Raw genomic sequence first — 12,051 nt, 5'->3', positions numbered from 1 at the left:
CCTTTTCCTTACGTATGAAAGTTATTATGAAAGTAGTATATCAACTATATCGATAACAATCAATATAAAATATCACAAAAAAACCGTATCTATGTTTCAGTAGATACGGTTCTATTTATATTAATCATCTATTGTCATATAAACCACAGGATTAGCCTCATTGATTTCATTAAAACAAGGGCAATCCTTACCGTGATCGTTGATGAGACCACTAGCTTGTAAATGGGAATAGATGGTCACAGGTCCTACAAATTTGAACCCTCGTTTCTTAAGATCTTTGCTAATGCGCGTAGATAATTCATTTTTAGCAGGCACCCTTCCCTCAGAATGGCCTTCATAGATAAGAGTCTTATGATTGGTGAAAGCCCATATATATTCACAAAAGGATCCAAATTCGTCTTGAATGCGTTGAAACGCCTGTGCATTATTGATGATGGCTTCGATTTTCTTACGAGACTTTAACATACCGTCTGTACTCATAATGCGCTCTATATCTGTTTCCGTATATTGAGCCACCGCATCAACATCAAAATAGTCAAAACACTGGCGTATAATTTCTCGTTTATTTAAAATCGTAAGCCAACTCAGACCGCATTGTAGACTCTCTAAACATAAATGTTCAAATTGTTGTTGGTCATCATGAATAGGACGCCCCCATTCATAATCATGATACGCCTGATACAGTGGTGTTGTGGGCCAGGAACAAGTGACTTTCATGAAGGCTCCTTTCTATACTACAACTAGCCTGTTACTAGAAATCGCATTATATATACAATAATACCTATGCTCACTAGGTTTGTAAAGAATACCATACATCGTATTCACTGCCCCTAATATGTAACTCATCTATTAATAATTTAAATATTTTTAAAATAAAATTATGAAAATTCATTTACAATTCACGAAAAATGTTATATTATTTTAAATATATTTTAAATGTGTCTGACACAAAGTCTTTATAAAGTGAGTATATATCTATCTTTCATTATATAAGAGAGTATTAAATCAACCGATAGATATATATTCATTTATGAAGAGTCTTTCACAATATAAAAATAAATTACAAATTAAGTAATATAGTTGAGGTGTAAGAGAATGAGAGCGAGAAATAAGATGTTATTGTCCGCTGTAATGATGACCATGTTGTCATCTACAGTGGCCCTTCCTAGCACGTGGGCGGCAGCAGGCCTTGGTTCTAATGGCAATGTGTTTGCAGTAGGTTCTGAAAGTAAATTTGAAAGCACTGGCAATACGACGGCAACAGGTGTCATTGCATCAAACGGCGGTCAAGTGACTATTGCCTCCTTGGATACACCTGATCAAAACCAATTGCCTAAGCGCCATCGCCAACCAGCTTTCATTACAGGCATGCTAGATAATAGTTCCATTCAAGTGGATGGCGGGGTTATGAACGTGAATACGGCCCCATGGGATGCACCCTATCCACTAGCATTTGCCTATAACAGTAAAATTAATCTTGGTATCGATGATTCAGGTACTGTAAAACATAAAGTATTTAATATGCAAGGTAATATACTTGTATCTGATAAAACGATGCCTCCATACCAACAACAGCAACCATCCGTGATTAATATTGGCCTCGGCCGTGCGCACAATAGCCCTAACCAATTTACCGGCAAGGCTGTGAACACATTAGAGGATAAGGGTGGCGAAATCAACATAACCTTTGATGGTGGCATGTGGAGCCACGATAACATGGGTGGCTTGGAGGCATTCCAAATTAAAGGCAACGAAGCGCGCAGCAGTATCAATACACTCAAAGGCACTCGTACACGTGAAGGATTCAGCCGTATTTCCCAAGATTCTCGTAGCGACATCCACGTTAATAATTTAGACGGCCACATCAATGTCATTTACGATATGAGCGCTGGTACTGGTTTGAACTTCGCTAAACCAGCCGCTCAAAAAACAGGCCTTGATGCATCTGACATCGAAGGCGGTAACTTCATCGTAAAATCCGCTACAACAGGGTCTGGTGTACATGGCTATGTAACAGGCGATCATCTCGATACGTCCTCTGAAAGCAATGTAAACAAGATTCTAGATAACTTGGCGCATAAATTCTATTACGATAATTATATGAATGGTGAAAGAAACCTTTCTGGTACTGTATCCATCGCTTCTAATGGCATCGTGTCAAGCTTCCAAAAAGCGTTAACTACAGACCAAAAAGAAGGTACTATTACATGGCAAAACGGTAATGGTCAAGGTTCCTATGCGGCTCCTACTCCAACGCCTACGCCAGCTCCAACACCAGTAACTCCTGTTACTCCGGCACCTAGCCCTGTAACTCCGGTTACTCCAGCGCCTACACCTGTAACTCCAGTTACTCCGGCTCCTAGCCCTGTTACTCCGGTAACTCCAGCACCTAGCCCTGTGACACCTGTAACTCCTGTTACACCGGCACCTACTCCGATAACTCCAGGTGCTTACGATACACCACAAATGCGCGGCATTCGTTCTGCTGTAGTTGGTAATATCAACGCATGGCGTACAATGACGAGCGATATGAATCGTGCTAACCAATTACAACAAGGTTCCCCAACAGGTATTTGGGCTCGTATTGGTGGCGGTCGATATAATTATGCTAATGACGGTATCAATACAGCTACTGATTACACAAGCATCCAAGGTGGCTATGATACGAAAACTAGCCGTGACTGGACCGTAGGCGGCCAAGTTTCTTACCTACGCGGTTCTGAAGATTATGTATTCAATGGTTCTGGCAAGGTAAAATCCTATGCTGTTGGCGCTTATGGATTGAAAGACCTTGGTAAGGATCAATACGTACATGTAGAATCTCAAGTAGGTCGTATCTCTAATAAATTTACAGCGCGTAATGAAATCGGCCAAGCTAAATCTGGTGATGTAAAATCCAATGCGTATAGCATCGGCGTTCGCTACGGCAAAACTATAAAATCTGCTAATGGTTTCTATGTAGAACCACAAGCACAATTAAACTATACACACTTCGGTGGTCGTGACTTTACAGCAGGCAATGTATCCGTTAACCAAGCTGGCGTAAATAGCACATCCGGCAAACTAGGTCTCGAAGTAGGCAAACATTTTGGCAATGGTAACCTATATACACGCTTTGCTGCAGGTCATGCTTTCACAGGCAACATGAAAACTACCTATGCTAGCGGTAATGCCGTAAAATTGACAGAACAAGACCTCAAAGGCACTTGGACTGAACTCGCATTCGGCGGCCGTTATGGTTTCAATACTAACAACAGCGTATATGCGGACGTTACTACCGGTCTATCTGGTGATTACCAAGCTGACTGGGGTGTAAACGCTGGATTTACTCATAAATTCTAATTTATATTACATACCGTTATATACGGCCATATAGTTGTACAACCATAGATATCTCCCCTGTATATCCCTTACATATCTATGAGAGACGCATCCTAATATATTTCCCCTTTTTATGCAATACTACTCCCATAGGATGCTACTTCCCCCTCTTATCGTAAGCTGTATGGCCTTATATACATACATTTAGATTCCCGTCTAAATGTTTACTAACTTTCTTACTACAATGCAAAACGCCCTCTTCACTGGCAACCGTAGATGGTTGCTGTGAATGGGGCGTTTTGTGATGGTTAAAGAATTTCCACACAAAGTATTGATTATTTTAATTCTAAGTACCCAATACATACTTTTTCATTATTTCCTCATTCAACTATTGATCTTAAATATAATTATATGATCTAATAATGATATAAGGAGGATAATCATATGGCCAAAATAACATCCGAAATGCAACCTTTATCTCAAGTATTAGTTCGTTCTTCTAATCAGTTTCTCATTCCTGATTTTCAACGAGCTTTTGTTTGGACTGATGAGGAAGCCAATAATTTAATTAACGATTTTCTCGAGGATACTGATAATTTGTCGGTTGATATAAATTTATTGCCAGGCTATCTATTAGGTAATATAGTATTAATAAATAACGAAGATGAAAATACCGTCGATGTCGTAGATGGTCAACAACGACTAACCACATTAACACTCTTATTCAAAGCTATATTCATTACATTAGAGACACTTCAACAAAATGATACACAAAATGCTCATAATTGGTATCGTGTTATGGCAGATATAGATAAAGCATTTCAATTTCTTGATAATAATGATGCATTTAAAGGATTACGAATTTTACATAATCCTAGTTTAGGATTTGGAGATACTTATAAATCAATCATAACTGATCAACCTATCTCTACAACTAAATCATTAAATGAATCTGACGAAAATCTAAATCTAGTCTTTGACACATTATGTGAGCGTGTAAATGAAATTAGACAATTAGGAGATATTGAGTTTAAAAAATTTATCAAATACATACAAGACAAAGTTATGCTTATTGTGACAACAGCCGATTCAAAACAAAAGGCATTTCAACTTTTTGAGGTTTTAAATAACCGTGGACGCTCACTTGAACCAATGGATTTACTAAAAAGTAATTTTATGAAAATACTCTATAGTGATAATTCCATTACAGATACAAAGAAATTAGAATTCAATAACAATTGGAACCATTTTATTAATATATTATCAAAACAAAAAATACAAACATCTTCTTTTACTAAACATTTTATTTTAGGTACATATGGAAAAAATGTAAAACAAGATGAATTATTCACATTCTTTGATACTAAAAAATTAACAAGTAATGAGATATTACATCTTTCAGAACTACTAAAGGAAAGTGCCACAATATATAGCAGTATTATAAAAAATACTACTACAAATAAATTTGTATCTGATAGTAAGAATAGCTTTATTTTATTTACCTTACTAAAATTAAAACAGATGCTCTCTCTTTTGATACCATTTTATAATAGTTCTGATGACTTAAAAGAAAAGATATTAGACTTAGCAGTTAAATACGGCGCATCAGTTTTATTTTCCTTCACCCAAACAAACCAAATTGAAAAAGAATTGGAAATAGCATTATCAAAAGCGTTAAAAGAAAAAACAGATAGTAAAAAATATGATATTATACAAGACCATTTAAAAAATCGAATTTCAGATAATCTAAAACAACTAAAAGTTGTTTTACCAACTAAATCATTTGCAAGTGCTGCTGGTAATGCTAACAAAAAAGCCTCTCTATTACTTCGTTTTATTGAATTATACTTTAATGACAATGTAATTATTCTCGCTCCACCACGGAAAATCGAATTAGAACATATTATGCCACGTGATGCTGATGCTCAACGCTATCAATTCGCAAGTGATAAAGACAAAGCTGAGTATATTAATCGTATTGGTAATCTAACTCTACTTGATAAATCAGCTAATATTGCTGCTAAAAATAAAGATTTTATAGAAAAGAGCATCTATTATGAGCAATCAGACTATAAAGTAACAAGTAGTATTGTTAAAGCCATTACAACTGCTGTAAATTCAGGAACTGATGCACAGCGTATACAATTACAAGCCCAATATCAACCTCAATATATAGTACAAAATCTTTGGTTAGAAAAAAATATTACTGAACGAAGTAAAAATATTGCAACACTGCTAGAAAAAGCATTAGAAATTTAAGATTTTTAATATTTATATTTGAAATGTTGTTACATCTCCCCTTTACTGAACTACTAGCAAAGGGGAGATTTTCATGTGATATATAACGGTTTTAAAACTGAACATTTATCATTCAAGACTTTTACAATATTGCTAGAAAATGACATTAACTATTATAACAACACATGACTTATATTAATTAAATTTAGACTTATAAAATATAAGGAGAGAAACAGTCATATGTTTAAAACAATAAATGATATGTGACTAGGGAATCAGTATAATATCCATATCCCCACACAGCTCGTAATTAGTGCTACAAATACAGGTACAGAGGTTCGTTTAAGCAGATCTACCGATTTAATATGCGCCACCCCTGCTACACCGACCATAACAGGACTAATAGGGCTCAAAAACAGGCCTAGGCTAGCCCCATTCTGCATGCCAAGCATGGTTGTAATAGGATCTAATCCGAGGTTAGATACGATATTAGGTACTAGCGGTACCAATGTAAATAAAGGTGCTACATTACTACCTGTTACCATGCTAAGGCCTAGCATAGCGCCACCCATGACAGAGGTAAGTCCCACAGAGTTAAGGGATAGTGTTTGAAGTGCGCTAACTAGAGAATCAATAAGCCCTAAACTCACTAAGCCTTGTGCGAAAACCTGTCCACCAATGATTAAAGTTACAGCATAGGAAAACTGATTACCCATGCCTTCAAAAAATACAGTTGTACTTTTAAGGACGGTCCTTAAATTACGATGACGGATAAGTTCTGCCAATAAAGCAATGCCAAAGGCAAGCATCATGGCAAGGGTTACATTCATCTTTACGCCAGGCAAACCATATTGGCTAAATCCCAAGATAAAACATAGTGGCAATAAAGGAAATATCATATATATCTTAGGACCAATTGGCGCCTCAGGAATGCTTTCACAAGCACCTACGTCCATAGGGCCATCTAAGCGATCGCGATATCGTTGCCACAAGAAATGTGCTACAGCCGTCACAACAGCAACTAAGAAATAGAGACGTAATTGGTAACCAACGAAATAGTTTGGTACCGGTATATTAAGAGTCTTAGCTATAAGCAATGTCGAAACGGCACCAGGCCCAACGTCCATCAAATGTCCTGTGGCGATAACCGCAGCAGCGCCGACAGGACTTACACCTAGTCGCAGCAGCACTGGATAGATGGTGACCATCATAAGCAAAGCAAGGCTCAACGGATTTGGTACACATATGGATAGCCCCATATTGAGTAGAAACATAAGTGCTAGCACTATATACGGCCGATTAAGGCGATATAAGGGTTTTATAAATGTATGCGCTAATCGTGTCCCTGCCCCAATGTGTTCCATGTATTTTGCATAACCAGCACAGGTCATAATCATGAGGCCTAAACTCACTACATTTTCAGACGTTGTAATTCGCACAATATCCATCGCATCAAACACCAGAACGCCTGTAGACTGAGATTCATCTAATATAGCGTGAATCCAGTTACCTTCATAGGCGATAAACATCATGAGAATGCCCATGCCAATTAAAATAGGCTGTGGTTGATAACGCTTCATCAGTAATATGCCGGTAATGGCAATAATGATGAGACATATAAGTATATTCATAAATACCTCTCATATAAACGTTCTTGTATAATATAATTATAGTATACACAAAGCACAAATAAAAATACATGATAAAAGCACCATCATCAGATACGATAATGGTGCTTTCTGTGTTTTATACACTACTATGTTATTTATGCTCTTTCAACCACTGAATAGCATATTCCGCATACACAGCCGATGCCGCAGACAATACGCTATCGTCCATGGTGAATCGATTGTTATGGTGATCAAAGGTAGCGCCTACCTCTGGATTTTGAATGCCGATAAAGGCAAAGCAGCCTGGTTTATCTTGTAGGTACCATGCGAAGTCTTCGCCTGGCATAACCTTACGCATTTTGGAAAGTTTTTCTTTTCCTAGTGTATCGATAACAACGCGTTCAGCCAATTCACTGGCAGCTGCGTCATTAATGGTTGGCGGTACTTTCTTTTCATAAATCAATTCAGCCGAAGCACCATAAGCTAATGCTGTATGTTCTACTATGCGACGTATGGATTCTACATAATGCTCTTCTTGCATAGGATCAAAGAAACGGATAGTACCACCCATTTGTGCTTCTCCTGGGATGACATTCCATTCTGAGCCGGAATGAATATTACCGATGGTAAGCACAAGCGAGTCTAGGGCACTCACATTACGAGACACTACAGTTTGTAGGTTCATAACGATGGCACTGGCTACGACAACGGCATCAATGGCTTGATGCGGTTGCGCACCATGGCCTTGTTTGCCTTTTACTCGAATCGTAATTTTACTGCTCGCTGCCATGCGGGGACCTTCCTCTACAGAAATAAGACCAGCTGGTAAATCAATCCATACGTGACCACCGAAGATGGCATCAATTTTTTCAAACCAATTATCAAACTTCATGAAATCAGGGGCACCCGCACCGGTTTCTTCGGCCGGTTGAAAAGCAAGGTATACGTCGCCTTCGATGCGGTCTTTCATAGCGGTAAGCATCTTAGCCGCACCGAGTAAAATCGCCATATGACCATCATGGCCACACGCATGCATCTTACCATCTACATCGGATTTAAAATCAAATGTATTATGCTCTTGTACAGGCAAGGCATCGATATCTGCACGGAGGGCAATCGCTTTACCCGGTTTTGCACCATGAATAATGCCGATGAGTCCGGTTCCACGTTCCGTATCTACATGAACCTCTACACCCATGGATTCTAATTCTTTAGCCAATGTTTTGGTTGTTTCGAACTCTTCATTACTGAGTTCTGGATGTTTATGAAAGTATCTACGCCAATCTTGGACATAGGTTTTATATTGTTCAATTAAATCGCGACTATGCATGATATCGCCTCCTTAGCTTTTAGCACAGATTAACAAAATATACTGGAAATCCCCATATTTATGGGAATAACAGGGTAAATGTAAAAGAAAACGACAGGCAATGCCATGTCGTTTTCTTTATGCTTCTTATCGATTGCGCAATACCGCTTGTACCGCCAAGGATACAACAGCAGTTGCCACCGCTACAGCTGCTGTAATTTTTGCAGTTGTGCAGAGCTCATCTTTTGTTGGTTTTGCTTTTGCTGCAATATCTAATGTTTTAGCAACAGCAGGAACCAATACATCATTACGTAAGGATTCTGTATTCATATTTACTCCTCCAATATAGACTATTTATTCTAGGTTATCACGAATAGAATATAAAGTCTACATATTCATCGGATTTTATCTATATATTTATCTATTCTGCATATAAAACAAACAGATTTATCAATCTAAGTTTATTTGCTAGCCAATTCACCGATTACATCTGCCAAGATAGTAATAGCTTTTTCTAGTTGTTCTTGAGGAATGTTAAGAGCTGGCAACAAACGAACCTTGTTTTTAGCAGATAAGCATACTACGCCCTTTTCTAGACATTTAGCAATAACGTCTTTAGGATCTACTGTTGTTTCGATACCAATCATAAGACCCATACCGCTAACGCCAACAACGCCTGGTTTACCTTCTAAGGCATGTTTTACGTAATCACCTTTAGCTTTCACAGTAGCCAAAAATTCTGGTGTTAACCGTTCAATGATAGTGCACCCTGCAGCGGCACAAATTGGATTGCCACCAAATGTAGTAGCATGCGCACCTGCAGTTAATACGAATTGCGTTTTTTCATTGAATAAAGTAGCGCCCATAGGCAAGCCACCAGCTAAGCCCTTAGCCGTAGATACGATATCTGGTTCGATGCCAAATTGCTCATATGCATATAGGCTGCCAGTCCGACCATTACCTGTTTGAACTTCGTCAATAAGCACGAGTTGATCGTGTTCATGAGCATATTTTGTAACCGCTTGAACGAATTCCTTATCGAGAGGCATAACGCCGCCTTCACCTTGAATTGGTTCCATCATGATAGCGCAAACTGCTGGATTTGCTAAGACTTTTAAAGCCGCATCAATATCATTGGCAGGCGTATGAACGAATCCTTCTGTGAATGGGAAGAAATGTTGATGGAACACATCTTGACCTGTAGCCGACAAGGTCGTTACCGTACGGCCATGGAAACTATTAACGAGTGTAACGATGACGTTGCGTCCATCGCCGTATTTATCATGGCTATATTTACGAGCCGCCTTGATAGCACATTCGTTAGATTCTGCACCGGAGTTACAGAAGAACACTTTTTTCATGCCAGTCCGTTTACATAATAATTCAGCCAATTTAATTTGAGGCACGGAATAATATAGATTAGAAATATGGTTTAATGCATGTGTTTGTGCAATTACAGCCTTAGACCATTCATCATCATCTACACCAAAGGCCGTAACACCAATACCAGAGCCAAGGTCGATGTACTCTTTACCTTCTACATCCCATAACAAGGAACCTTTGCCTTTTTCAAAGCAAACGTTAAACCGGCCATACGTATTGGCTATATACTCTTTATCTTGTTGTTCAAAATCTTGTGTCTTACTCATCATATCCTCCAAACGTACGACCTAGCCGCCGTCTATCTATACGTCATGTAACGATGGCAAATGATGTTACCATCGTTATATCTACTATATTACTTTACAAACATTGTGCCAAGACCTTCATCGGTTAATAGTTCGATGAGGATGGCATGTGGAATTTCACCGTTAATGATGAAAACCTTTTGTGCCCCTGCATTAATAGCCTCTAAGCAGCAGTCTACCTTTGGTATCATCCCGCCAGCGATAATGCCTTCTTTTTTTAGTTGCTCTGCTTCAGCAAGGGTAATCTTTGAAATAAGGGAATTAGGATCATTTACATCCCGTAGTACCCCATCAATATTCGTCATGGCCACCATGGTTTCCGCGTTAAGGGCACCAGCGATTTTAGCGGCCGCCGTATCGGCATTAACATTATATACATTGCCTTCTGTGTCACATCCGACGGATGAGATAACAGGAATGTACCCCTTACTAATGACATCATCGATGACCTTTGGATCGATTTTATCTACTTCGCCCACATAGCCAAGTTCTTCGTTTTTCTTATGTACTTGGATGAGTTCACCGTCCACACCACAGAGGCCGATAGCACGGCCACCAAAGCCGATGAGGTCTGCTACGAGGCCTTTATTGACCTTGCCAGCGAGCACCATTTGTACTACATTCATCGTTTCTTTGTCGGTTACACGCAACCCATTGCTAAATTTCGATTCAATATTCATAGCTTCCAATGTGCTATTAATATCTGGACCGCCACCGTGAACGAGGACTACTTTCACCCCTACGAGTTGCAATAAAAGCAAATCGTTCATAACGGATTTTTTAAGTTCCGGATCCGTCATGGCATTGCCGCCGTATTTAACGACTACGTATTTATCTGTATATTGTTTAATATATGGAACGGCCGCCGTTAAGATGTGCGCCCGCATTGCATTTGTTACACTGTTCATAGTGAAAGCCCCGTTTCTTCTGGCAATCCAAGTGCGATGTTCATACATTGTACGGCTGCACCAGAAGCGCCCTTTCCTAAATTATCAAAAATAGCGTGAACGACCATGCGGTCATTGTTACCTGTTACAGAGATGACCATGCCATCCGTATTGCTTAGTTTGTTAGCATTTAGCAATTGTTTATTGTCTTCTTCTAAGTTAAGTGGTGCTACCTTGACGATGGTGCTATCCTTGTAAAAATCTACCAGTGCAGCGTGCACATCCTCTACAGTAACCGGTTTTGCTAATAGACGTGTATGTAGGCCAACACTTACCTCCATGCCACTGTAGTAATCATCTACGATGGGCATGAATATGGGTGCTTCTGTAAGACCGCATACATAGGTTACTTCTGGCAAATGCTTATGTTGTTGACTAAGTCCATATTGACGTGGTGCGTAGAGGAAATAATCCTTCGGCTCCGATTCGTATTGACCAATCATCTTCTTACCACCACCGCTATAGCCTGTTAAGGATGTAATGGTGAAAGGATAATCTGCTGGGGCAATACCGGCTTTCACAAGCGGTGCAATGCAAGCAATCATGCCGCTCGCATGACAGCCAGGATTTGCAATATGTTGTTTTGTTTTAATATCGTTTTTGTAGCTTTCACCAAGCTCAGGAAAGCCATAAGCCCAATCATCAGCCGTTCTAAACGCCGTGGATGTGTCGATAATCTTGCAAGGATACTCACCGATAGCAGCCACCACCTCTTTGGAAGCCGCATCAGGCAAGCACAAGAACACGATATCCGCATCCTTTGCAATGCTCGCAATGACATCTATATTTTTACGGTCCTCATCGGAAATGGATAATAATGTAATATCCTTCCGACCGGACAGCCGTTCATGAATTCTAAGGCCCGTCGTTCCTTCGTGACCTAAGATAAATACCTTATATGGATTCATTCTATAACCTTCTTTACTATACGTGCTAGA

The 12,051-nt window shown here is 39.2% G+C and carries 9 protein-coding genes; 2 read left to right on the top strand and 7 right to left on the bottom strand.

Features of this window, described 5'->3' with window-relative positions; all coding sequences use genetic code 11:
* Positions 1-120: 120 nt before the first annotated feature.
* Entirely contained in the window at positions 121-717 is a 597-nt protein-coding gene (locus HMPREF1151_RS07130; RefSeq protein WP_009661579.1) for a DNA-3-methyladenine glycosylase I, read from the bottom strand.
* Positions 718-1,095: 378 nt separating this feature from the next.
* On the opposite strand from HMPREF1151_RS07130, the gene HMPREF1151_RS07125 reads away from it, so the two are divergent.
* Positions 1,096-3,342 (top strand): autotransporter outer membrane beta-barrel domain-containing protein, encoded by a 2,247-nt coding sequence (locus tag HMPREF1151_RS07125; RefSeq protein ID WP_038141488.1) that lies wholly within the window; start codon positions 1,096-1,098, stop codon positions 3,340-3,342.
* Positions 3,343-3,765: 423 nt separating this feature from the next.
* Entirely contained in the window at positions 3,766-5,580 is a 1,815-nt protein-coding gene (locus tag HMPREF1151_RS07120; protein WP_009661610.1) for a DUF262 domain-containing protein, read from the top strand.
* A 254-nt stretch (positions 5,581-5,834) separates the two neighbouring features.
* Here HMPREF1151_RS07120 and dcuC read toward each other — a convergent pair whose 3' ends face one another.
* From dcuC to argC, 6 genes are all read right to left on the bottom strand, one after another.
* Positions 5,835-7,190 carry a C4-dicarboxylate transporter DcuC gene (gene dcuC / locus HMPREF1151_RS07115; RefSeq protein ID WP_009661605.1) on the bottom strand — a complete coding sequence of 452 codons (1,356 nt, stop codon included), beginning with the start codon at positions 7,188-7,190 and terminating at the stop codon, positions 5,835-5,837.
* A gap of 130 nt (positions 7,191-7,320) precedes the next feature.
* Entirely contained in the window at positions 7,321-8,499 is a 1,179-nt protein-coding gene (locus HMPREF1151_RS07110) for a M20 family metallopeptidase (protein ID WP_009661572.1), read from the bottom strand.
* A 126-nt stretch (positions 8,500-8,625) separates the two neighbouring features.
* A complete protein-coding gene (locus HMPREF1151_RS07105) occupies positions 8,626-8,808 on the bottom strand; it encodes a hypothetical protein (protein ID WP_005378597.1) in 183 nt (60 codons plus the stop codon).
* Positions 8,809-8,939: 131 nt separating this feature from the next.
* The gene (locus tag HMPREF1151_RS07100; RefSeq protein ID WP_009661622.1) at positions 8,940-10,127 is read right to left on the bottom strand and encodes an aspartate aminotransferase family protein; all 1,188 of its coding nucleotides are present in this window, start codon (positions 10,125-10,127) and stop codon (positions 8,940-8,942) included.
* Between the two features lie 89 nt (positions 10,128-10,216).
* Complete coding sequence (argB, locus tag HMPREF1151_RS07095) at positions 10,217-11,074, bottom strand: acetylglutamate kinase (protein ID WP_009661562.1); 858 nt, start codon at positions 11,072-11,074, stop codon at positions 10,217-10,219.
* Complete coding sequence (gene argC / locus HMPREF1151_RS07090) at positions 11,071-12,021, bottom strand: N-acetyl-gamma-glutamyl-phosphate reductase (RefSeq protein WP_009661608.1); 951 nt, start codon at positions 12,019-12,021, stop codon at positions 11,071-11,073. Before argC ends, argB begins: the two co-directional genes overlap by 4 nt.
* Positions 12,022-12,051: the final 30 nt, after the last annotated feature.

The sequence above is a fragment of the Veillonella sp. ACP1 genome, from assembly GCF_000286635.1.
GTDB classification, from domain to species: Bacteria; Bacillota; Negativicutes; order Veillonellales; family Veillonellaceae; genus Veillonella; species Veillonella atypica.
Note: the sequence above shows the minus strand (reverse complement) of the source record. Positions and strands in the feature narration are given on the sequence as shown.

What these genes read in the sequence shown, in the direction of transcription:
- HMPREF1151_RS07130 (WP_009661579.1), bottom strand. Translation starts at nt 717, where the DNA reads ATGAAAGTCACTTGTTCCTGGCCCACAACACCACTGTATCAGGCGTAT.
- HMPREF1151_RS07125 (WP_038141488.1), top strand. Translation starts at nt 1,096, where the DNA reads ATGAGAGCGAGAAATAAGATGTTATTGTCCGCTGTAATGATGACCATG.
- HMPREF1151_RS07120 (WP_009661610.1), top strand. Translation starts at nt 3,766, where the DNA reads ATGGCCAAAATAACATCCGAAATGCAACCTTTATCTCAAGTATTAGTT.
- dcuC (WP_009661605.1), bottom strand. Translation starts at nt 7,190, where the DNA reads ATGAATATACTTATATGTCTCATCATTATTGCCATTACCGGCATATTA.
- HMPREF1151_RS07110 (WP_009661572.1), bottom strand. Translation starts at nt 8,499, where the DNA reads ATGCATAGTCGCGATTTAATTGAACAATATAAAACCTATGTCCAAGAT.
- HMPREF1151_RS07105 (WP_005378597.1), bottom strand. Translation starts at nt 8,808, where the DNA reads ATGAATACAGAATCCTTACGTAATGATGTATTGGTTCCTGCTGTTGCT.
- HMPREF1151_RS07100 (WP_009661622.1), bottom strand. Translation starts at nt 10,127, where the DNA reads ATGAGTAAGACACAAGATTTTGAACAACAAGATAAAGAGTATATAGCC.
- argB (WP_009661562.1), bottom strand. Translation starts at nt 11,074, where the DNA reads ATGAACAGTGTAACAAATGCAATGCGGGCGCACATCTTAACGGCGGCC.
- argC (WP_009661608.1), bottom strand. Translation starts at nt 12,021, where the DNA reads ATGAATCCATATAAGGTATTTATCTTAGGTCACGAAGGAACGACGGGC.